The sequence below is a fragment of the Pirellulales bacterium genome, from assembly GCA_036499395.1.
Taxonomy (GTDB): domain Bacteria; phylum Planctomycetota; class Planctomycetia; order Pirellulales; family JACPPG01; genus JACPPG01.
The window spans coordinates 130982-152738 of the sequence record DASYDW010000121.1; the positions used below are offsets into that span (position 1 = coordinate 130982).

The following is a 21757-nucleotide window of genomic DNA, read 5'->3' on the forward strand; positions in this document are numbered from 1 at the left end:
CGAAAGGTTCAGGGAAATTGTCGAGTTGACGTCACTTGCACGTCATGGTTAGCACTTACGCGTGATTGTCGGCAATCCGCGGCGATCGACAAGTCCGGCCATGACAAGGCCGCGGTACCCCCGAACCCCAAGCTCGGCCGGCGTGTCCCTAGAGTGATCGGGGTAAGGAACAGGCGAGACGGATTCAAGGGCGGTGGAGCGATGTTCGACAGGATGTCACGATTCTGGCGAGGACCGAGCGGCATGCGCGAAGTGCTGATGCTGGCACTGCCGCTGATGGTCTCGACGTTGTCATGGACGGTGATGCACTTCACCGATCGCGTATTCCTGCTCTGGTACTCCGCGGATGCGGTCGCTGCCGCGCTGCCGGCCGGTGCGCTGCAATTCGCCGTGATGTGTTTTCCGCTGGGTGTAGCATCGTACGTCAATGCCTTCGTCTCGCAATACTACGGCGCGGGCCGAAACAATCGCATCGGCCTGATCGTCTGGCAAGGCGTGTGGATCGGACTCATTACCGTTCCCGTTGCCGCAGCCACGATTCCACTGGCCTCGGCCATGTTCCACGGCGTAGGGCATCCCGCGCAGGTCGCGGATTATGAAGTCGAGTTTTATCGCACGATCTGTTGGGGATCGGGCGCGATGGTTATCGCCGAGGCTCTGTCGACCTTCTTCACCGGCCGCGGCGGCGTTCGCACGGTAATGGTCGTCGATACGTCGGCCGCGATATTAAACGTGGTGCTCGATTATGCCCTGATCTTTGGAAATCTCGGCCTGCCGGCTCTCGGCGTCACCGGCGCGGCGCTCGCCACGGTGGCGGCCCTGTGGTGGAAGGCACTTGTGTACTTCGCGCTTTTCCTGCGACATCGGTATCGCGACGAGTTCGGCACGCTGACCGGCTGCCGGTTTGATAAAGCGTTGTTTCTGCGCTTGTTGCGATTCGGTTCGCCCAGTGGTGTGCAGCTTGTCTGCGAGGTCGGAGCCTTCACCCTGTTCCTGCTGGTCGTGGGCCGGCTGGGCGCCCTGGAACTGGCCGCCACGAGCCTGGCCTTTAACGTCAATAGCCTGGCGTTCATGCCGGTCTATGGCATCGGCATCGCCACGACGACACTTGTCGGTCAACGCATCGGCCAAGGCCGGCCTCGCCTGGCCGCGCGCGGCGCCTGGACGGCATTCGCGCTGGCGTCGTGCTACATGGCGGCGATCTCGGCCATCTATATCTTCACGCCCGATCTGCTGCTGATGGCCCACGGTTCGAAGATCGATCCGGCGGAGTTCGAAAGCCTGCGCGCGCTCACGATCGTTTTGTTGCGCTTCGTGGCGTTCTATTGCATGTTCGACGCGATGGTCATCATCTTCAGCAGCGCCATCAAAGGGGCCGGCGATACGCGCTTCGTCCTGATTACGACGTTGTGCATGTCGCCGCTGCCGGTACTGGCCACCGTGATCGGGGTGCAATACTTCGGCCTGGGGCTGTATTGGTCATGGACCGCGATCACGGCCTGGCTCTGCACGCTAGGAGTGATCTACCTGATCCGCTTCCAGCAAGGCCGCTGGCGCACGATGCGCGTGATCGAAAAAACAACCACGATCGACGTGGACGACGAACTGCCGGCCCCTCGCGAAACGGCCACGGCCAGCGCCGAGTAAGTAGGCGTAAGGGTCGTCGCGGCCTGCGTCCGGGATCCAACAAGCATGCCCGCCGCCGCACGCCCATCTTCTCAACCCATAAAACGCGGCCAGCCACCACGGTCAGCAGCTCTTCGCCTGGGTGTTGTTCCCGCTGTAAACTCGGGTTAAACTGCTAGGCTACGAGCGAGCCGGGGCTACCACGCCAGCGCAGGCGTCCCACCTTGTCCCCGGCACCTCATGCATCGAACGGTTCTCGCCCCGACGAGAGCGGGAGGATTCCTCTGCAACGCCGCGGTTTTCAGATTGGTTTCTTGGGCGTGACCGGTCTTGTGCTGTTGCGCATCGTCATCGGTTGGCACTTCCTCTATTCCGGCATCTGGAAAGTGCAGACGCCCAGCTTTTCGGCCTCGGGCTTTCTCAGCCAGGCGAAAGGTCCGCTGGCCGAGCACTTTTACGCCATGCTGCCCGACGTCGACGGCCGAAAGCACCTCGACTTCGAGGCCCAGCAAGAGGCGATGAAAAAGTACGCCGACGCTTTCGTCGCGCGCAATCAATTGAACGAGGCCGAGACGGCCGCGGCGCGTGAAATTCTGGCCGCTCATGAGGTCGAGCTGCTCGATTATTTGACCGACGAAGTCAAAAAGAAGCGTGAGCTGAAAGAACAATTCGACGAGCATCTGCACAAGCTGGACCGCCTGGCCGACCAGAAAGAGACCGCCACACGCGACATCCCCTTCCAGCAGAAACGTAACTGGGACGAGCAAACCAAGCTGCGTGGCCAGGCCGCTTCATGGTCGAAGGACGTCGACCGGATTTGGGACCAATTCAAGGCTGACCTGGCTTCGGTCGTCGAAGGCCGGCCGGCCCGGCCCGTACCGGCCGACGCTGTCGAGCTTGAACTAGTTGACCGCCTGGTGACGTACAGCAACATAGCCGTCGGCGCCTGCCTGATCGCGGGGCTGTTCACGCGGTTCTCGGCCCTGGCCGGGGCGCTGTTCCTGGCCCAGATCGTGGCGGCCCAGCCTGACTGGCCCGGCATGTACCCGGCCCCGCATCCGTCGGCCGGCCGTTCGCTGATCGTGAATAAGGAATTCGTAGAAATGACGGCCCTCATAGCGCTCGGCTTTTTGCCGACGGGGCGCTGGGCCGGTCTCGACTTTTTCGTACACAATTTAATTGTGCGTCCGCTGTTGGGGAAAAAGGGAGCCGTATGAACCTCAGTCCCGAAGAACGCGCCATTGGCAAAGACAATTTCAACGCCGCCATCGGCAGCGAACTGACGCGCCGCGAATTTCTCGAACGCAGCATCGCCGCGGCCGCCGCAACCGGCATCGGGCTGGGCGGATTCTATTTCGGCTATGAAAAGCTGAAGGGGGATCCAGTCCGCGTCGGCATGATCGGCACCGGCGACGAAGGAAGCGTATTGATCGGCGCCCATACGCCCGACTATGTAAACATCGTCGCCATCTCGGACATTCGCCCCTACAACGTGCATCGCGCGTTCCACGGCGATCAGTCCAGCGAATCGATTCGCGTCGTGCGGCCAGGCCTGATGGCCAAGTACGGTTGGAAGAGCGAGGACGAGGCGAAGAGCAAGGTCAAGGTCTACACCGACTATCAAGACCTGCTCAAGGACGACCAGATCGAGGCCGTGATCATCGCCCTCCCCTTGTTCTTGCACGACGTCGTGGCCATCGAGGCCATGAACCACGGCAAGCACGTGCTGACCGAAAAATTGATGGCCCACAGCGTCCATCAATGCAAAGAGATGGGGCGCGTCGCCAATCAAAAGCGTCTGCACTTGGCCACCGGCCATCAGCGTCACTACAGCATTCTGTACGATAACGCTGTCGACACGATCAAGCGCGGCCTGATCGGCGACATTCATTTCATCCGCGCCCAGTGGCACCGTGGCAACATGCCCGGCAAAGACAGTTGGGCTCCGCCGTTGCCTGACAGCAAGATGGAAGCGGATCTGGCCAAGGTTGTAAAAGAGATCGAATCCCTCGGGGGCGACGCCTCGGCCGAGGTCAAGAAATTCACTGACCTGATGAAGGTCACCAAAGAGCTGGAATCAGCCCGCGGCTCGCGCATCGATGCCCTGGAAAAGCGCCGCGAGCTGCTCGCACTACAACTATTGGACAAGGACGTCGACGCCACGAAGTACGGCTATCAGCAGAAGACCCTCACCGGCGGCGGCAGCGCCGCGTACGAATGCTCGCCGCTCGAGGAGCTGATCCACTGGCGTCTGTGGAATCGCACCGGCGGCGGACTAATGGCCGAGCTCGGCAGCCACCAGCTCGACGCATCAGGCATTTTCTGCACCGCGATGAGGAACGATGGGCATAAAGCCCTGCCACTGTCGGTCACGGCCGTGGGCGGGCGCTACATCTTCCCGATGGATCGCGATTGCGACGACCATGTCTATTGCACGTACGAGTATCCGGGGCCGAAGTACGACGAAGACCCGAACAAGAAAATCGTCGTCACCTACTCGTCCATCAACGGCAACGGTTTCGGCGGCTACGGCGAAACCGTGATGGGCACCAAGGGCACCCTGATCCTGGACCGCGAACAGGAAGTGATGCTCTTCAAGGATGCCGCTACGACGACCAATATCGTGGTCTCGAAAGGAAAAGACGGCGCCCCGACGCTCGATACCACGGCCAGCGGTTCGCCGGCCGCGGCCGCCGCGAAGAAGGCCCTCGATTCCGGCCCTCCCAGCCGCGGCTACACCGAAGAGATGGAACACTTCGCCTGGTGCATCCGCAACTTCGACTTCGAGAACAACAAGCCGAAGTGCCATCCTAAGGTCGCCATGGCCGACGCGATCATCGCCCTGACGACGAACATCGCGATGCGCGAAAACCGCCGCATCGAGTTCAAGCCCGAGTGGTTCGACATCGACAGCGATGAAACCCCCGAAGGCATCAAGCCCAACGTGCAGGTCTAAACTCGCGCGAACAAGTCGTCTGCCCCTCGCCGATATCAGCAAGCTAGTGCAAACACCCCCCTCCATCCGGGAGAGGGCGAGCAACATTCGAAGCGACGCGCGCAAAAGCCCCCGCCCTTTCCGGCAAAAAAAACGCGTGCGTATCCGGCAAATCCCAGGGCTGCGCGCAATCCGCATATCGCACATGGGAATTCGTAATAACCCCAAAAATACCGGGATAATTCACCCGGCGATCCGCGACCTATGTTTGAGTCATGGCTCACACATCATCGATTCGCCGCCAGGGACTGAAATTCCTCACCGTGACGATCGTCCTGTTCATGGGATGCGTCACAGCCTGGATCGCTACGCACGGCTTCACCATGCCCGCCATCGCTGGCCTCGGCACCCTAGCCGGCGCCCTGATCGCCGTTCTGATGGCATCTAAAGAGACGCCGTAAAGCAACGCCGGTCGCCGTCGCGCCAGGCTGCCATTCGCGACAACCCGCGTGTGGAATTCAGCGCGACTTTGCGCGCCTCCGCAGTATGTCAACAATTCCCAAAATGCCCCCCGCAAATCCGAGCATCTTCAGCGCCCCGCTCAGCATGACAATTTCACGAACGCTGATACCAGCGAGCGCCAACCCGCCGCAGTAGACTGCGATGGCAATCAACAGAACAGTGCCCTTGGGGGCGTTGCGAGATAAAAGCCAAAGCAGCACCATGCCAGCAAGCACCAGCAGCAGTGCGAACGCCAAGAGGACATAGCCATAACTCGGCGAGGAGGTTACCGGCAACGCAGGCGCGACCGAGGTGAACCAATTCGACTCCCCCTTCAGTCCCGCGAGTATGGTAGTGAGCAATGATTTCAGTTCTGCTTCCCGATCGGCCGCGCCGAAAGGCTTTATTTGAATAGCAGCCCGCTTCAGCGGAATTTGCACGTTGTATGTAACGGTCTGCGTTTGACCGACGAGCCCGGGGACTTCGAAGCCGTCGACCTCGAATCCTTGCCACGGCATTGTGAACAATCGCCCTTTGAAGTCGGGCGGCATATCCGCTTGCTTGAGATGCTCGCGACCGATCGTCCCGTTCATTTTCTCGATGAGCAGAACCACGTCCAATTGATCGTCGGCATGATCGCCAAGGACAAAACCATGCACGATCCCAGGGACAGCGTCAACCATTTTGGCGACGAAGTCATCGGGCAATGTTAAGGTGAAGCCCTGTACATCATCGACAATCGTTTGCTCGGCACCTGCTTGCGATCCAAAAATCAACACACACGCAACAAACACGATTAGCAAGCGGTGGATGCGTACCGGTAGACTCATTAGCCGTGACTTGCCCTAGCAACAACGATGAAAAGTGTCTTCGACGCCCCGGGTTGAGAACATTTATAGCGATCATTCGAACGACGGTCGACTAAATGCCTCACCCATGGCCCTCCCCTTCCCTGTGTCGGAACTTGCTACAATGCCCACGCTCGGACTGGTGGCATGGCTCCCGTCATTTTTTTCCTGAAAGGGATCATCCGTGGATCGTTGGCCGATTGGCGTGTTTGCCAGTATTGATGCGGGGCTGGGGGTCAAGCTCGAGGTGGCGCGCGACCTGGGCGTTCCCACAATTCAACTACACGCGCCGGCCGCCGCCACGCGCACGCCCGAGCGGGCTCGCGAATTTCTCGACCGGCTGGCCGCGGCCAACATCCGCCTGACCGCCGTGTTCGGCGGCTTCGACGGCGAAAGCTACGCCGACATTCCCACCGTGGTTCGCACCGTTGGCCTGGTGCCGCGCGAAACCCGCACCGCGCGGACCCGCGAGATGCTCGAAATCTCGGACTTCGCCAAGCTGTTGGGCTGCGACGTGATCGCCCTGCACCTGGGCTTTGTGCCGCACGACGCCAGCGACCCGCTCTATCGGGAAGTCCTCGAAGTCACTCGCCAGGTGTGCGATCACGCTCGGGCTAACGGCCAGGCGTTGCACCTGGAAACGGGACAAGAGCCGGCCGACACGCTGCTAAAATTCATCGCAGATGTCGACCGATCGAACCTGTTCATCAACTTCGATCCCGCCAACATGATCCTGTATGGGTCGGGCGAGCCGATCGCGGCCCTCGAGCAACTCGGCAAGTTCGTCCGCAGCATTCATTGCAAGGACGGCACCTGGGCCGCCCGGCCGGGCCAGGAGTGGGGCGCCGAGGTTCCGCTGGGAGAGGGGGACGTGGGCATGGAAAATTACCTGCGCACCCTTTATAAGATTGGCTATCAAGGTCCGCTGACCATCGAGCGCGAGATCCCGCAGGAACCCGAGCGGCAAAAAGCCGAAATCGGCCGCGCGGTCCGCCTGCTCGAAGAGTTGAAGGCCAAGATTCTTTCCTAGTCCATTAACGAGTTCGACGGCGTGGCGGCCGTTGCGTTCGTTCGTCCCGTTTCACGACATCGCGCCCGTTTCGCGGCGCATGCAAAAAGGAAGGTCCACCATGCCGAAGATGAGCGTCACCGTCCCCCACGGTCTTGGTCTCGAGCAGGCCATCGAGAAGCTGAAGGGCTTCATCCCCAAGATTAAGGAAAAGTACCAGGGCCAGGTCAGCAACCTGGAAGAGACCTGGGCCGACAACGTCTTGAACTTCGGCTTCACCACGTTCGGCTTCCCGATCAAGGGCGCCATCGCCGTGGAACCGTCGGAAGTCAAGCTCGACGGCGACCTGCCGTTCGCCGCCATGATGTTCAAGGGAAAGATCGAGCAAGAATTCAAGGACGCCCTCACCCGGCTGCTCGCCTAAAGCGAGCGTCGCGGGGCGCGCCGAACTCGGTCTTACCTCTCTCATCAAGTGTTCCTATGCGCGCTGCAGCGACACGTGCAATGTACCTTTGCGCGCGTTGCAGCGACACGCGCGAAGCACCTTTCTGCGCGCTGCAGTGACACCCGCAACGCAGCTGCGTGCGCCAAGTAGTTGTGTGCGTGCTACAGCTGCGTCTGCCAAGCAAACCCCTCTCCCCCGCGGGGGAGAGGGCAAACGCAAGATTGTCAACGCGCCAGCAATCCTCACGATTTCTCCTTCGCGCGCACGGTTACCGCCTTGTCCCTCCGTCGGAATTCCAGTCCCAATGGCTCGAACGCCGCGCGCAACAGTTCGTCCAGCGACGCGTTCTTGACGTCCACGTTTACCGGCGCGTCGAGCTTGATCCCTTCGCCTGCCAGCTCGAACGACAGCGACAGCTTCTGTTCGAGTTGCGCCAGGAACGTTTCCAGCTTCATCCCCTCCAGCGATAGCGTGTAAACCTGCTGGCCGGGCGTAGTGTTGGGGGTCCGCTCCGTGCGCGTAGGCGACAGCCGTTCGTGATCCTCGACCGTCGCTCGAACGATGATCCGCCCACCCGATAACTTCACGGTGGCTTCCGAAGCTCGCTTCTGCCAGTCAGCCACGGTCTTCGCCCCATCGCGCCCAGCCGGATAACTGCGTTCCAGTCGCACGTCCTCGTCGATCGGCATCAGTTCCAGCGACCCGCCAGCCGCGTCCGGCTTGGGCCGCAGGCCGAATTGCGCCGCCGTGAGCGTTACGCGGTCGATCCACGACAGCGCCGGCAAGTCGGTCGCTGCCAACAGATCGTGCGGCAGCCGTTCCTGCCCACGGATCGGGATCGACGCCTCTTTCGCCAGGCGTTCGAAAACCTGTTGCGGTGTGGTTAGCGCCTGCCAGTCGAGCGGCCGGCTTAGTAGCGCAGCGCTCTTCTGCCGGGCCGGCAATTTTTGCACTTCTTGCGTCGCCAAGGCCGACAAGGTGCGCAGCTGCCCGGCCGTTTCCTGCGGACCGATATAGACCACGGGCCCCAGGATACTGGCCCCGCCGCCGGCCCGTTTCGCGATGACCGCCAGCGCCTCGTCCAGCGGCACGTCAACCAGCTCGATATCGACCGACTGGTCAGGGTCGATGCGCCGATCGACGACGATCGCCACCCGCAGGGCTTGCGAGAGACTGCGCAGCGCCTGCCGCAGCGGCGAGTTGATCGCGGTATACGAAATCGGCCCCAGCCGGGCGAGCTGATCGGCTGTCAAAAAATTTTTGGGCGGCGCCGCCTCTTGCGGCAGCCGGCCCACCCGGCCTCGATGAGCGGTTGCGCGGGCCTGTCGGTCGCCGGCACGGTTTCGGGCTAGTGCTTTTATGTTGCTGTCGAGCTGTGCCGCGACCGTCGAACGCACGACCGTCAGCCACGACATCAGCAAGACCACTGCCAGCATCAGCCAAAACGAAATTGACGCTGCGCGCGTGGTCGACATGACACGTTCGCAACTCCTGCCTTGGCATAACGCGGTGTTACTCATTCGAAACTAACCTTCCTCGACCGACATACGAACCCGCGAATGCCTCTCGACAAAATACGCAACGATTTTTTTCTTGACTCGCGGTCATCTGCGGATTTTCCGGGCGGTTATTGGCCCCCCCCGCCGGCTCGCGCTACAAGAAAAAACCTCCTGGTCATATTTTGCCCATACCGACAATGCAGCGAAAGAAGAGAATTTGTCGCGATCGCGATAAATCCACTTTAGCTCTCTGTAGTCTGTGGCTACACTCAAAGGAACTTGGGGTTAGTCAGACTCGCGAGTTGTCCGTTTGCTTTGCGATTGCTTTTCGGGGGGCGACTCGTCGCGGCAAACCGACAAGCGTGATTCGCGTGTTTGATTGCTTGAGAAACAATGCCTGGGGCACGGTCGTGCCGCTGCGTCGCCGGTAGTTCTCTTCTGATTCGCACCGCGGAGTTTGCAGCATGGGATCACAGCGTGCAGCCGTATTATTGACTTACTACACGGACTACCTCGATACGAAGGATAGCGCCGTTTTTGCCCGTCGCATCTCGCGACGTTACACCCCCGGGACCCTCGAACGATTGCTGGCCGCCGGCCCGCGCATGCTGCGCCGTGCCGCCGCACTGGGTCTGGGTTCGCTGGGTGGTTATGAATCGAACGCCGTGCTCGGTCGGGCGTTGACCGACACCGACCGCGGCGTGCGAACTCTGGCCGAGGACGCTATTCGCTCGGTCTGGTGCCGCGCCGGCAGCGAAACGCATCAGCAGCGTCTACGCTCGATTATCCGCCTGAATACCAAAAAGCAGTACGAGATCGCCGCCTCGCGCGCTACCGAGCTATTGCTCGAGGCCCGACTCTTCGCCGAGGTCTGGAACCAGCGGGCCGTGGCCAATTTCGGGCTGCGGCACTTCGTCGAATCGATCGGCGATTGCCGCGAGGCGCTCGAGATCAACCCGTACCATTTCGCCGCGGCCGCCGGCATGGGCCAGTGCTATTTGCAACTGGGCAATGCCGCCTCGGCCCTGGAATGCTTCCGCCGCGCCCTGCGTCTGAACCCTGGTCTGGAAGGCGTCCGCGCCAGCATCCAGCACCTGGAACGCACGCTGCGAAATAACCTGTAGGCGTCGCGTCTGGTCGGAGTCGATTCACTCGCCGGCCGTCGCCGGTAGTGGCACCTGCTGGGGCGACATCAGATAAGCGATCAGGTCGCGCTGCTGCTCCGGCGTGAGCGTGTCGAGCACGCCCTCAGGCATCAGCGACTGCGTCGAGGGGTGGACTTCATCCACATCCTTCCGGCTCACCACAATTCGCTCTGTGGGGGTTTGAATCGCGATCGTCTCGCCGGCCTGGTCCGACACGATGCCGCTCAACAACCGACCATCGGCCAGTGCCACGTTCGATAGCCGGTAAACCGGCGTCACCGTGGCCGCGGGATCGACGATGTTTTCGAGCAGATAATCAATGTTCACGCGCTGCGCGCCGGTCAGATCGGGGCCAATCTTCGCCCCCTGGCCAAACAACATGTGGCACGTCGCGCACGCTTTGACGAATCGGGCCCGACCCTGCGAAAGATTGGCCGTGGCCAGGTCCGCCACGGGCAGCGAAGCTTTCAGTTGCGCGATGCGCTGCTTTTTCACCTCGGGCACGGAACGGAGTTCGGGCCATAGTCCGTTCACCTGGCCACGAACCGTTTCATCCGGAAATGCCGCCATCTGCCGCACCTGAAACGCCGGCACCTGCCCACGATCGATCACGCCTGCCGCTACTGCCGTTAGCAGTTGCCGCGCCCAGGCGGGCCGGGACGCGAGCGTGATGATCGTGGCTTCGCGGGCCGGCTCTTTCAGGTTCCCATAGCTGGTCAACAAGAACCCAGGTATCGAGGCATCGTCGAACGCGGCCATCGCACGGACCGCATCCGCCCCTAAATTGCGTTCGTCAGCCATCTTCAACAGCAGCGGCACCAGAGCCGTGGCCCGGGCTTCGACGAGCACGCGTAGCGCATCGCGTCGCGCGGCCGGGTCAGCGTCATGGTTTGCCGCGATCACCAGCAAACTATCGAGTGCCCGACCATCACCGAACACGACCGACAGGTCGCGCACCAGGCGCTCGATGTCCTTGTCACTCTTCGCAGTCGCGATTTGTTGCAACGCGTCCCATTTCTTAGGAATCGGCGCCTGCCGCCATCCCCGCAGCGCCTCGGACATACCCGTCAGAATCGCTTTCGTTCGATCGGGCGATTGCGGATCGCTCGCCAAGGCCACCAGTGCGTCGACCGGCGCCGGGACCGCCTTCAGGTTTTCCGTCAAACGCCGCGCGATGAATTGCGTCACCAGCGGTATCTTGCACACGGCGGCAAGCGCGACCGCCTCGCCGGGTTTCTCGGGCACAACCGGCTCGATGCCATACCACAGCATTAGCGGAAAAACGGGATCGGTCGCCAAATCGCCGCGCGTCACCAGTGCTCGCGCCAAATTCCAACGATCGTCATTGCCGAACCGCTGCAGGGCCGAGGCCATGTAAACCACGACCAGGCCCGAGGGTTCAGCGCTAACTCGCCTGGCCAGGTCGTTGGCCGTTGCTGCGTTTACTCCGCGGTCGGTCATGATCCGGACCACCGTGGCCCGCACATGCTCGTCCGGATCCGACAGCAATGTACGCAGCCACCCGTCGTCGATCCGACGCATCGACTCGAGGCACCACAAGGCGCGCACCCGGTCGCGCGGTTCAGCGGCGGCAGCGAACCGTGCTTGCAGCGATTCGGCCAGTCGCTTTTCGACGTTGGCGTCTTTGCGAATCCGATCCGCCAGCACGCGCCGCGCCTGCCGCACTAGCCACTCATTGCCCTGAAATTGCAAGTCGATCAGTTTCTCGTCGGAAAGCTTCGACACGTCCGCAATGGCCGGTCGTTCCGGCTGGCCGTACACGATCTTGTAGATACGCCCCGACGAACGATGAATTCCGTCGTTGTCATGGCATTCGCCGATATCACTCCAGTCGGCGATGTACACGCCACCATCGGCACCGGTGATCAGATCGAGACCACGAAACCACGGGTCCGAGGTCTTCATGAAGTCCGCCGCATGATGCGCGACGTAACCCGCCCCCTGTCGCTCGAGCATGTCGTTGTTCAACCGCCGACCGTGAAAGTTGATCGTGAACAGCGTGCCGCGATAACGCTCGGGCCAGTTCAAGCCCTGATAGATCATCAGCCCACTATGCGCGTGACCGCCGCCTGCCTGATCCGTGGTGGGCGAGACACCGATTTGCCGGATGTCGTGCCACGATTCGGCCGTATCCCAATGAAAGTGATCGGCCGTCTGCTCGATCAGTTGATAGATGTGCGGATTGTCGTCCTCGCCATACATGCGGCGGTAATGCGCGCCGGGCAGAGCATGCCATAAGTGGCCGATCACGGTGTTGATGAAAAACGGCTCGCCGAACTCGTCCCAATCCATGCCCCAAGAATTCGTCGTGCCCCGGCAATACACTTCGTAAACCTTGCGCGTCGGATGGTAACGCCAGATCGAGCAACTGGTCGGCGTCCGCTCGGCCGGTGGTGTGCCAGGCCGCCCGACCATCGAAGTCACGAGAATTCCTTGCCGACCGTACAACCAACCGTCCGGTCCCCAGCGCAAGCCGTTGGCGATGTTGTGCCGCACTTCCTTGTCGTTGAACCCGTCCAGCACCACCTCGGGCGGACCGTCCGGCACGTCGTCGCCGTTGTGATCAGGAATGAAAAGCAACTGCGGCGGCGACAACGCCCACACGCCCCCCTGCCCCAGCTCGACACTCGTCAGCCGGCGCCCCTGGTCCCAGAAGACCTTGTGCCGTTCGGCGCGGCCGTCGTGATCGGCATCTTCGAGAATCACGATCCGATCACGTTGCGAGTCGTCGAACCCGATGGCCGATTCGGCATACGAATTGTTCTCCGCAACCCATAGTCGTCCACGCGGATCGGTCGCGATGCCGATTGGTTGCGAAACGACCGGCTCCGACGCAAACAATGTGGCGTGAAAACCCTCGGGCAGCGTGATGCTGCGCAGCGCCTCGTCGGGCGTCAGCAGCCGAATCGTCTCGGCCTGCGTGTTTTTCACATCCGCAGTTTGGGCCGCCGTCTCGGCGGCTCGGCAGAATCCGGGCAAGAGCAACAGCAGCAGAGCGGGCAGAAGTCGCAGCATCGTCGGTAACACCAAAGGACTGAAGGTTCGCACACCACCCCGAAAGCGTCTGGCTCGAACGGGCGCGAGGCAGGGAGCTATTTTGGCCCAAGACGGCGGTTACACAACCACCCGTCGCACCGGCAAATGCGGTGCAAGCCGTACGGTTCAACCTGCATCGGAACAGACCGTTATGCCCCCCTTGGATATCGTTGCAAGGCTGGGAGCGACAAACAATACTGGGGGATTCCCAACTCCTCTCGCCGCCCGACATCCGAGGACGCCGCCCCGATGAGTTCGCCGACCACGCCCGAGTCTGAGCCCGAGACCGAAGTCCTCGACAACGTCCCCGAGGTTGCCAGCGAACCGTTCGATTGGCAGCCGTGGTTGTGGGGGGGATTGCTCGCCTTCTTGGTCCTGCTGGTTTACTGGCCGGCCCTGAGCAATGGCTACATCTGGGACGACGACGCACACGTCCTGAGTAACCTGGCGCTGCGCGAACCGGCCGGGCTCTACAACATGTGGTTCAAGTGGGGCACCATCCCGCAGTACTACCCACTGGTGCATACCACGCTGTGGGTCGAATATCAGATCTGGGGCTTCGACCCCCACGGCTACCACCTGGTGAACATGCTGTGGCATGCGGCGGGCGTAATCCTGCTATGGCGCGTGCTACTGCGTCTGAACGTGCCTGGCGCCTGGTTGGCAGCCGCGATATTCGCCGTGCATCCGGTGTGCGTCGAAAGCGTGGCCTGGGTCTCGGAACTGAAGAACGTGCAGTCGTGTGCTTTTGCGCTCGCTTCGATCTTGGTTTATCTGCGCTATGCGCCTCCTGACGAGCCGGCCGATGCCAAGCGTCCCACCGAGGGCTGGGACTACGAACTCGCGCTTGGTTTGTTCGTCGCCGCGCTACTGAGCAAGACCGTCACGGCCGTCGTGCCGGCGGTGCTGTTGGTGATCTACTGGTGGAAACGGGGCCGTATAACCAGTCGCGACGTGGGTGAGTTGATCCCGTTCTTTATCTTCGGCGCGGTGCTGGGCAGCATCACGGTCTGGCTGGAAACGACGTACGTCGGTGCGGCAGGCGCCGAATGGAATTACTCACTGGTCGAACGCATGTTGATCGCCGGACGCGCGCTGTGGTTCTATGCCGGCAAACTCGTCTGGCCTCATCCGCTCGTCTTTTTCTATCCCCGCTTTGACATCGACGCCCGGGTGTGGTGGCAATACCTGTTCCCGGTGGGGGCTGTTGCCACGCTCGTCGCGCTGTGGTTAGCGCGCGGTACGATCGGCCGTGGTCCGGCCGCGGCGGCGCTGATTTTCACCATTGGCGTGGCGCCGGCGCTGGGCTTCTTCAACGTTTATCCGTTCCGCTACGCGCTCGTGGCTGACCATTTCCAATACCAGGCCTCGATTGCGCTCCTAACTTTGACTGCCGCCGCGTTGACCTTGATCGGCCGCAACTTGCCGCGCGTCGTGGCCGCCGCAGCTGGGGGCCTGTTGCTCGTCCCGTTGGTGGTGGCCGCTCATCAGCAAACACACGTCTACGAGAATCTCGAAACGCTCTACACCGCCGTGATCGCCGAAAATCCTGACAGTTGGATGGCGCAGATCAACCTGGCGGATTTCCTCGACCATCGCGGCCGTACCGACGAGGCGATTCCACATTACCGCGCCGGCCTGGAGACGATGACCAAGAGCAACTGGCATCTGGGCGATCTGAGCCGGGCCTTGTCACTGACCGACCAGCTTGATGCGGGCATCGCGCAGTTCGAAGAGGATTTAACGGCCGAGCACTCCGATCTGGAAAGCGCCGAACTGCACCGTCACCTGGCGGATGTCTTGCATCTTGCTAATCGTGACGATGATGCCATTAAGCACTACGAAGCCGCATTGGAATTGAACGAGAAGAGTCCCTTGGCGCTCGCCAGTCTTGGGCAATTGCTGATCGACAAGCAGCAGGTCGACGAAGGGATCGAAAAGCTGCACGAGTCGCTCGAATTGAGTCCGCACAATGCGCTCGCCCAACAGAACCTGGGCATCGCGCTGCGCAAGCAAGGCAAACTGGACGACGCGATCCAAGCCCTCGCACTTGCCGCACAGTTGGGCCCCAACAATGCCAAAACGCGCGAAGAACTGGCCACGGTTCTGCTGCTGAAGGGGGACGTGCCGAACGCCGCCAATCAATTGCAGATGTCACTGATGCTGGACGACAAAAGCGCGCCGGCCCACAACCTGGCCGGTATGATTCGCGCCCAGGAAGGAAAGCTCGATCTGGCGGAAAAGGAATTCGAGACAGCGCTAATGCTCGATCCCGCGCATGTTGCGGCAAAAAGCAATCTCGAAAAACTGCGCGAATTCCTGGCCCAGCAGAAGGCGGCCGCCGCGGCTGCCGTGCCGGCAAACGGCGCGCCCGCCGCGAACGTTCCCGGCGCGCCAGTACCATCAGGCGAAGCAACGAAGGAAGGCGAAGAAAAACCGGCCGCTTCCCCAGCCGAACCGCCCGCTGCGGTACCGAGCACAACAGAACCAAGCGATCCGAATCCAAGCGCTGCGGAAGCACCTGCCGGCGAGGCTCCTGCGGCGGAAGCCACCACTCCTTCAGCCACGCCGCCGTCAGCTCCAGCACCAGCTCCGGCACCGCAGAACTAGCGGCGGAGCGGTTGTTGATCGCTCTGCCGTTCGGCATAGGCGCAGAAGGCGAGTGAACTGCGCCCTGCTATCGCCCAAGAGCGACCAGGCAGGATGGACAAATCTTACGGCCTAAGACCTCTCACCCATTGTGCGTGCTGGCGCGCAGCGGGCCGCGTTAATGTCAACCGATCTTGCGCAATATACACGGCGCATTAAAGTTCTGTGCGGCGATTCCAGCCGCAAAACCCTTGCGTCCGATATTGCTCTTAGGACGCGAACGTTTTACCCACTGGGTACGCTCGCACACGACCGGCAAAGTTGTCGACCCGCACTCGGCACACGCATTCGGTAAGAATCAGGGGGAACCGCCCGCATTCCGCCGGGCGGTGGCAGATGAAATCGAATCCACAGTCATCCGGCAGCCGCACACGCGGCATCTTTCGCGGCGCTGGCCTTCTGCCCATCATTGCGCTGCTATTCATTCATTCGCAATTCGCTCGCGCGCAGTCGTCCGTCGCGCCAGACGCGATGCGCCGTCTGCCACCTTTGACCAGCGTCACGACTTCATCGCGGCGCACTTCCCCGGCCGATGTTGTCCGCGCGACATCGCCGCACTCCGCACTGCCGGGCATTACCGTCGGCCAGGTGCAAACCTTTCCACGCGGAAGCGCAGCGCAGGGCATCCAGCCCTACTCTACGGTCGCCAATCACACCGGTGGCGATATTCAATTGACGAGCGCCCTCGTGGCACCCGCGGCGAGCGTCGTTCCGATGCGCCGACTGCCGCCGCTGACGACCGTCTTCTCGGCATCGTCGCGCGGACCGGCGCGCCCCGGGTTGCCCGCTCACATCAGCCGCGAAGCACCGGGCAGCCGATCGCCGACCGCCGTGGCCCGCGTCCTGCCGGGTTCGCTCGCCATCTCGGGCCGGGCCGTCTATCTGGGAGTGCCGCCTCAGCCGGCGACGTCGGCAGGCGACCTGAGCGCCGTCGGACTTTCGACGCTGCACCCCGGCGGCCTAATGCCGAAAATGCAGCCAAGCCCGATCAGCCAAATGCCTCCGCGCTAATCGATGCGAAGCAATGCGGCTCATCGAAGCCGCCGCGGCGACAGAATCTCCAGCCTCGCGCCGATCAAGCGCACGCCGAAGCGCCCCTGGAAAACAAAGCGAGCCGCCAGGATCAGGCTTTCAACTAGGAAAGCCACCGGCGGCTCGACGCCCGCGCTCCCTGGAAAGGGACCGCAGGCTTAATCGTTACCTTAGGACGATGTGCGGCGAAACGCAAGAAAAAAGCGTCGCGCGAATTTCAACCAGTGCATGCCGTGTTACGCCGTAACATCGCATGACGATCGAGCGCCCACGGCCTTCACTTTTCCATTCACATCCGATCAACGCGTGCTGGCATCGCGGTATGCATCATGATTCGCGGCGCAAGAGAGAAACTCGCGGCTGCACAATCACGAATTGAGAAAGCACCGTTAGGCTGCAATACGGCAATCGCCGCGCCGCCGTCTACCAGTTCCCAACAGCGCGCATGAAGCCAAGATCGTCAGCAGCCAGGCCGACGGTTCAGGCACTTGCGATCCACCGGACATGCCTGTGCCCCCCCCCGTCCCAGCGCTGCCGTAGGTTCCTAGCCAATCCGATGAGATGATCGCCAGATCCTGGCCGTTGACGATGCCATCGTGATTCACGTCGCCGGGGTTCGCGACTGTTCGCAGCCATCCGCTCGCCACCAGGGCCAAGTCCTGCGCATTCACCACGCCGTCGCCGTTAGCGTCACCGCTGAGCGGCACCAGGTGATATCCCAGAATGTCGAGCCCTGTGAATTCCACGCCCAGATTCGGCGCCACGCCACGCGTTGCGTAGGCATCCTGCACGTGCGGAATCGCGGCGCCGTTAGGAAAGCTATACCAATCGCTGAAGTCTCCGCCGGCATGCTGGTTGAATTGCGCCAGGTCGGTCGTGCCATTGAGGGAGAAAAAGGCGGTGGTGGTCAGAGACGTCGAGAAGCTGCGGGCGCCGCTTTGATCGTAACGAAACAGGTCCAGCGGCCAGATAGCGGTGCTCGGCGCCGGGTCACCATTTTTGGCCACGTTCGATAGTGCCGAGCCAAAGCCCAGCACTTCGTCCATCTCGTGCATCGTCGTCGACATCAGATCGAATTTCGTGGGATCGGTCGCCGATCGCGACAGATTCATGATCGACGTGTTCAACGAGATCGTGCCGTCCGGCATGCCAGCAGGCGGAACGATACTGATGCCTAAAGCCCGCGCGTTGGGCAATTGCACGTTCACCGTACCATTGCTATTGACCGGGTTCGTCGCCGTGTTGGGCAAATGGCTGACCGCAATGCCATCGTTGGTGCTCGTCGCGTGAGTCGCTAGCGCCGCGACGTAACTTTGATAAGGCATGGGATCATAATAGGTGCTGTTCTCTCCCAAGCCGGTCGTCATCTCCCGATAGGTGATGTTCACCGTGATCGAGTCGGTAATGATATGTTCATAGATCGCGATCGCCGAGTTGATCGTCGCCTCGATCGTCGCGGCGTTCGGGTCGCTTTTGATCGTGCTGTCGAACGTCGGCACGATCGTAATGGCACTAGTGGAAACACTGTGCCCACCCACAAACGCCATAACGGCCAGCACTGTCCAGCAGGATCGCCCACGCCGGCCCACGAAAGTCATCCCTGACATCAACTGTTCGTCCCGTACACGACCCCTGAATTGGTGACCATATCGTATCAGGACTGGCTAAATTCTGCTTTACCAGTTTTCCGGTTGGGGGCGGCAGGCGTCGGCGACGCGATGACGGGAGATTGCCAAAGCTGTACCGGCCGCGAATCGACCGGTGGGCCCTATTGGCAAGACGGCCCCAGCCGCAGCACCATGTCGGCGGCCCACGCCTCCATCTCCGGCAACCCCTCGGCAAATTCGCGACCCGATTCGCTATGGATGCGACGGATCGCCATGCAGAACAGCAACACCTCTTGCGCGTGCTTCCGCGCTTCTTCCACCGAGGGGTAATAGCCTTGAAAGTATGGTGCCAATCGATTCATGACAGTTTTCCACTAATCAGGCGGGGCCAAGCTGTTCCGCCCGTGCTCCACGTAAGACAGCCAGTCGTCTTAAAACTGCAGGTAACAACGCACCCTGCTCCAGAGCAAACGCCGCGCCGAATACGCTATAGGAGCGACAACGTTTTCGTTGCGATCGCGCGGCCGAGGCGGCGCGAGTGTCCCCCACCGTAAATCGGCCCGCACCCTCAATCGGGAAACCCGGCCGTTTCCAACGGAACCGGCTCGCTGAGCATCGCCGCCCGTTCGTGAAAGACATAACCGCATTGCGCCCCCGTGCAGCGGTACGAAACGTCGACCCCGCTGATCGACATGCCTCCGCTTGGATCGATTTCAAACCTTGGCAGATAAGCGTCACGATGCGCAACGCGATGGCATCGGGGACAGCAAACCTCGGTCATGACTGGACTCCATCACGCCCCTGGCCGAGCACTCTATGCGATAAATACCACGGGCGCGCACGATGCGCGACATCACTGGGATATGGCATCGGCGCCCGCGGCAAACCGTGGCCTTGGGCTTTGACATTCAAGGCACACGGTTCCGACCGAACTCCCTTGCGAACGGCGTGCCATAATTCCCTCAAGGACGTCGGCTTTCGCGTCCCTTCCTCGCCACAGCCCAAATCAGGGCCGCGAAAGGAGCTAGGGAAACCAGCACGCAAACGGTGCCGAATACAAACAGCACCGGCGACGGGGTCATTTCGAAATCAGTGCTCATATCTCCCCACAAGGTCACGGGAAGCGGCCTGTTGCCGCCGCAAGGTAAAAAAACGGCCGTCGGAAAAAACATTTCCGACGGCCGAGCCCGAAACGCTTCCTGCGCCCCGACCGTAACAGATACGCGAGTGGACGGGGCAATCCTGACAAGGACCGATTTGCGATCGCAATCAGACTGCGATCATCGCGACCGCAAGAGGCCGACGAGTTGCGTGCCGGCGCACCCGCAACGGGCGAGATTCATCTCTTAGGGATTGTCAGGCACTGGCGTACTGGGAACCGGAGTGACGTTCACCGGGCCCGGCTGAAAAACCCACGTCACGCCGTTGACCTTCGGCGGATCTTCGAAGTTCGCCTCGAGGAAAAGCATCGTGACATAGGCGCGATCCTTGTCGCTCCACTCGTCGCGATTCCAGATGCGCGGCACTTCCGTATCCCCCAGCCAGTGCCGCCAGACAGGAAGTGCGAACTTCGGTGCCGGCAACGGGTTGGGCGTCGTGTTCTCGAGCAGTGGCCCGTTCGCGTGAATCCAGGCTTGCCGATCACGAATGAAATCCAGCTCCCAACCGAGCCACACGGCGAACAGCGTGAGCAGGACGAGCATCGTGCCCAAGCTGAATTGAAACCGCCGGCGGCCGCTCGAACGTGGCTCGCTCATTCGATTCTCTCAATCGACCATTCGCCAGACCGCAGTCCGCCTCTATGGCGCAGAGGCCGACGTTTGCGCGCCAGTTTCAAAAACGGACGCATGCCGTTTGCCATCCGCATCTTAGCTGCCGACCGGCGGATCGGACACTGTCTCATCTCCCAAGGCCCGTACGGCATCCGACCACAAATCCCGCCACTGCGCTCGCAAAAGCGCCTCGTTAGAAGGCTCGCCAACGCACCTCGGCCTGGAAACATTGCGTCCACCGGCTACGATTGACTCGCACCGCCGCCCCGGTTTGCTGTATCACTTCTCTCGAGAGGATATTCCATGCGAAGCACTACCACAGGACCGGCGGCGAAGATTTCCCTGGGGATCACCGTGACGATCTTGGTCTGCGCGGCGGTAAGCTACTCGCTGCAAGCTCGCCTCGCCGCGGCCGAAAAAACGCCGATCGACAAACCTGCCGCTGTGCCAAGTGTAGAACTGATCTATCTACCGATCTACTCCAGCATCTTTTACGAGAACGGCAAGCACACGCTGGAACTGGCCGCGACGGTCTCGATTCACAACATCAATCCCACCCACGCCATCACCGTGACGCGCGCCGACTACTACGACACAAAAGGGCGACTCATCAAGAAGTACCTGGATAAGCCCCTCGCGCTTGCTGCTCTGCAAACCTCGAACCTGGTCGTCGACAAGGCCGACACCGCCGGCGGTACCGGCGCGAATTTCCTGATCGAATGGAAAGCCGAGTCCGACGCTGCCAGTCCGCTGGTCGAAGCCGTGATGATCAACGCTTCGTCGAACCTGGGCATCGCCTTTACCACGACGGGCCGAGTCGTCAACACTGCCGCGCTCACGAAGTAACCGGCACACCGCCTGAAGGAAAACCTGCATGCCAAAGCGCTGGCGAGATTACCTGGGCCCATTCGTGGCGACCTTGATCGTAGTCGCCTTGATCGCGACACGGGCCGAAATCTGGCCCTGGCAAACCGATCCCGATGCCGATCCGAATCGCACCGTTTACGTTCACGTCTTCAATACCGCTGGCGAATTGGTTGGGCCTGTCGAGTCACCGGTGCTGGTGCTCAGCGACCGGCAATGGCAACGCCGGCTCACCGCCGAACAATTTCAAGTGCTGCGCAGCAAAGGGACAGAGCGAGCGTTCTGCGGCCGGTTCCACGACAACAAGCTAGACGGCGTCTACGCCTGCGCAGGCTGCGCACTGCCACTCTTCTCGTCGGACGCCAAGTTCGACTCAGGCACGGGCTGGCCAAGTTTCTTGAAGCCCATCGCGCCCGATAATATCGAAGAGCACATGGATATCGGCATCGGCATGGCACGCACGGAAGTTCTTTGCGCGCGATGTGCAGGGCATCTGGGACACGTCTTTGACGACGGTCCTGCGCCGACCGGGCAGCGCTACTGCCTGAACTCGGCCGCGCTCAATTTCACAGCGAGCGATCAATTGGCCACGCTGGCCGATCCCTTGGCCGAATTGTCAGACGCCCCGCCGGCAGCGAGTGATTAGGAAGCAGTCCGCCACGAGTTAGATCAACTGGCGCTCAGAGCCCCACAGAGGATCGCTCAGCGGTAGTCACGGCGGCTCAAACTGCTGCGGGTCAGCATAATACGGTCGGCCGTGACACGTGA

General features: G+C 61.3%; 18 protein-coding genes. 11 read left to right on the forward strand and 7 right to left on the reverse strand.

Features of this window, described 5'->3' with window-relative positions:
* Positions 1-213 precede the first annotated feature (213 nt).
* The 4 genes from VGN12_22585 (at position 214) to VGN12_22600 (ending at position 5022) form a co-directional block, all read left to right on the forward strand.
* Positions 214-1647 (forward strand): MATE family efflux transporter, encoded by a 1434-nt coding sequence (locus VGN12_22585; protein HEY4312253.1) that lies wholly within the window; start codon positions 214-216, stop codon positions 1645-1647.
* A 299-nt stretch (positions 1648-1946) separates the two neighbouring features.
* Positions 1947-2843, forward strand: a complete 897-nt coding sequence (locus VGN12_22590; protein ID HEY4312254.1) for a hypothetical protein — start codon at positions 1947-1949, stop codon at positions 2841-2843.
* A complete protein-coding gene (locus VGN12_22595; GenBank protein HEY4312255.1) occupies positions 2840-4582 on the forward strand; it encodes a Gfo/Idh/MocA family oxidoreductase in 1743 nt (580 codons plus the stop codon). Before VGN12_22590 ends, VGN12_22595 begins: the two co-directional genes overlap by 4 nt.
* A gap of 254 nt (positions 4583-4836) precedes the next feature.
* Complete coding sequence (locus VGN12_22600) at positions 4837-5022, forward strand: hypothetical protein (protein HEY4312256.1); 186 nt, start codon at positions 4837-4839, stop codon at positions 5020-5022.
* Positions 5023-5079: 57 nt separating this feature from the next.
* Here VGN12_22600 and VGN12_22605 read toward each other — a convergent pair whose 3' ends face one another.
* Complete coding sequence (locus VGN12_22605) at positions 5080-5892, reverse strand: hypothetical protein (protein ID HEY4312257.1); 813 nt, start codon at positions 5890-5892, stop codon at positions 5080-5082.
* A 202-nt stretch (positions 5893-6094) separates the two neighbouring features.
* On the opposite strand from VGN12_22605, the gene VGN12_22610 reads away from it, so the two are divergent.
* Both VGN12_22610 and VGN12_22615 read left to right on the forward strand, forming a co-directional pair.
* Positions 6095-6940 carry a sugar phosphate isomerase/epimerase family protein gene (locus tag VGN12_22610; GenBank protein HEY4312258.1) on the forward strand — a complete coding sequence of 282 codons (846 nt, stop codon included), beginning with the start codon at positions 6095-6097 and terminating at the stop codon, positions 6938-6940.
* Between the two features lie 100 nt (positions 6941-7040).
* Positions 7041-7343, forward strand: coding sequence for a polyhydroxyalkanoic acid system family protein (locus VGN12_22615; protein ID HEY4312259.1), 303 nt, complete (start codon positions 7041-7043; stop codon positions 7341-7343).
* 263 nt (positions 7344-7606) lie between these two features.
* Here VGN12_22615 and VGN12_22620 read toward each other — a convergent pair whose 3' ends face one another.
* Positions 7607-8839 (reverse strand): STN domain-containing protein, encoded by a 1233-nt coding sequence (locus VGN12_22620; protein ID HEY4312260.1) that lies wholly within the window; start codon positions 8837-8839, stop codon positions 7607-7609.
* A gap of 488 nt (positions 8840-9327) precedes the next feature.
* Here VGN12_22620 and VGN12_22625 point away from each other — a divergent pair, with 488 nt between their 5' ends.
* On the forward strand, positions 9328-9987 hold the full coding sequence (locus VGN12_22625; GenBank protein ID HEY4312261.1) for a tetratricopeptide repeat protein: 660 nt from the start codon (positions 9328-9330) through the stop codon (positions 9985-9987).
* Between the two features lie 24 nt (positions 9988-10011).
* Here VGN12_22625 and VGN12_22630 read toward each other — a convergent pair whose 3' ends face one another.
* Positions 10012-13044 (reverse strand): PVC-type heme-binding CxxCH protein, encoded by a 3033-nt coding sequence (locus VGN12_22630; protein HEY4312262.1) that lies wholly within the window; start codon positions 13042-13044, stop codon positions 10012-10014.
* A 270-nt stretch (positions 13045-13314) separates the two neighbouring features.
* On the opposite strand from VGN12_22630, the gene VGN12_22635 reads away from it, so the two are divergent.
* Together VGN12_22635 and VGN12_22640 are read left to right on the forward strand one after the other, a co-directional pair.
* Positions 13315-15675 (forward strand): tetratricopeptide repeat protein, encoded by a 2361-nt coding sequence (locus VGN12_22635; protein HEY4312263.1) that lies wholly within the window; start codon positions 13315-13317, stop codon positions 15673-15675.
* A 375-nt stretch (positions 15676-16050) separates the two neighbouring features.
* Positions 16051-16725, forward strand: coding sequence for a hypothetical protein (locus VGN12_22640; GenBank protein ID HEY4312264.1), 675 nt, complete (start codon positions 16051-16053; stop codon positions 16723-16725).
* Positions 16726-17135: 410 nt separating this feature from the next.
* On the opposite strand, the gene VGN12_22645 is transcribed toward VGN12_22640, so the two are convergent.
* The 4 genes from VGN12_22645 to VGN12_22660 all read right to left on the reverse strand — a co-directional run bounded on the left by VGN12_22645 (position 17136) and on the right by VGN12_22660 (position 20110).
* Positions 17136-18353, reverse strand: a complete 1218-nt coding sequence (locus tag VGN12_22645) for an NF038122 family metalloprotease (protein HEY4312265.1) — start codon at positions 18351-18353, stop codon at positions 17136-17138.
* Positions 18354-18514: 161 nt separating this feature from the next.
* Positions 18515-18715, reverse strand: a complete 201-nt coding sequence (locus VGN12_22650) for a hypothetical protein (GenBank protein HEY4312266.1) — start codon at positions 18713-18715, stop codon at positions 18515-18517.
* Between the two features lie 206 nt (positions 18716-18921).
* Entirely contained in the window at positions 18922-19134 is a 213-nt protein-coding gene (locus VGN12_22655) for a hypothetical protein (protein HEY4312267.1), read from the reverse strand.
* A 565-nt stretch (positions 19135-19699) separates the two neighbouring features.
* Positions 19700-20110 carry a hypothetical protein gene (locus tag VGN12_22660; GenBank protein ID HEY4312268.1) on the reverse strand — a complete coding sequence of 137 codons (411 nt, stop codon included), beginning with the start codon at positions 20108-20110 and terminating at the stop codon, positions 19700-19702.
* 318 nt (positions 20111-20428) lie between these two features.
* Between VGN12_22660 and VGN12_22665 the strand changes: the two genes are divergently transcribed.
* Positions 20429-20971, forward strand: coding sequence for a DUF3124 domain-containing protein (locus VGN12_22665; protein ID HEY4312269.1), 543 nt, complete (start codon positions 20429-20431; stop codon positions 20969-20971).
* 28 nt (positions 20972-20999) lie between these two features.
* Positions 21000-21635 (forward strand): peptide-methionine (R)-S-oxide reductase MsrB, encoded by a 636-nt coding sequence (gene msrB, locus VGN12_22670; protein ID HEY4312270.1) that lies wholly within the window; start codon positions 21000-21002, stop codon positions 21633-21635.
* Positions 21636-21757 lie beyond the last annotated feature (122 nt).

What these genes read in the sequence shown, in the direction of transcription:
- VGN12_22640 (HEY4312264.1), top strand. Translation starts at nt 16,051, where the DNA reads ATGAAATCGAATCCACAGTCATCCGGCAGCCGCACACGCGGCATCTTT.
- VGN12_22625 (HEY4312261.1), top strand. Translation starts at nt 9,328, where the DNA reads ATGGGATCACAGCGTGCAGCCGTATTATTGACTTACTACACGGACTAC.
- VGN12_22615 (HEY4312259.1), top strand. Translation starts at nt 7,041, where the DNA reads ATGCCGAAGATGAGCGTCACCGTCCCCCACGGTCTTGGTCTCGAGCAG.
- VGN12_22650 (HEY4312266.1), bottom strand. Translation starts at nt 18,715, where the DNA reads ATGAATCGATTGGCACCATACTTTCAAGGCTATTACCCCTCGGTGGAA.
- VGN12_22600 (HEY4312256.1), top strand. Translation starts at nt 4,837, where the DNA reads ATGGCTCACACATCATCGATTCGCCGCCAGGGACTGAAATTCCTCACC.
- VGN12_22635 (HEY4312263.1), top strand. Translation starts at nt 13,315, where the DNA reads ATGAGTTCGCCGACCACGCCCGAGTCTGAGCCCGAGACCGAAGTCCTC.
- msrB (HEY4312270.1), top strand. Translation starts at nt 21,000, where the DNA reads ATGCCAAAGCGCTGGCGAGATTACCTGGGCCCATTCGTGGCGACCTTG.
- VGN12_22585 (HEY4312253.1), top strand. Translation starts at nt 214, where the DNA reads ATGTCACGATTCTGGCGAGGACCGAGCGGCATGCGCGAAGTGCTGATG.
- VGN12_22595 (HEY4312255.1), top strand. Translation starts at nt 2,840, where the DNA reads ATGAACCTCAGTCCCGAAGAACGCGCCATTGGCAAAGACAATTTCAAC.
- VGN12_22605 (HEY4312257.1), bottom strand. Translation starts at nt 5,892, where the DNA reads ATGAGTCTACCGGTACGCATCCACCGCTTGCTAATCGTGTTTGTTGCG.
- VGN12_22620 (HEY4312260.1), bottom strand. Translation starts at nt 8,839, where the DNA reads ATGTCGACCACGCGCGCAGCGTCAATTTCGTTTTGGCTGATGCTGGCA.
- VGN12_22645 (HEY4312265.1), bottom strand. Translation starts at nt 18,353, where the DNA reads ATGTCAGGGATGACTTTCGTGGGCCGGCGTGGGCGATCCTGCTGGACA.
- VGN12_22655 (HEY4312267.1), bottom strand. Translation starts at nt 19,134, where the DNA reads ATGACCGAGGTTTGCTGTCCCCGATGCCATCGCGTTGCGCATCGTGAC.
- VGN12_22665 (HEY4312269.1), top strand. Translation starts at nt 20,429, where the DNA reads ATGCGAAGCACTACCACAGGACCGGCGGCGAAGATTTCCCTGGGGATC.
- VGN12_22660 (HEY4312268.1), bottom strand. Translation starts at nt 20,110, where the DNA reads ATGAGCGAGCCACGTTCGAGCGGCCGCCGGCGGTTTCAATTCAGCTTG.
- VGN12_22630 (HEY4312262.1), bottom strand. Translation starts at nt 13,044, where the DNA reads ATGCTGCGACTTCTGCCCGCTCTGCTGCTGTTGCTCTTGCCCGGATTC.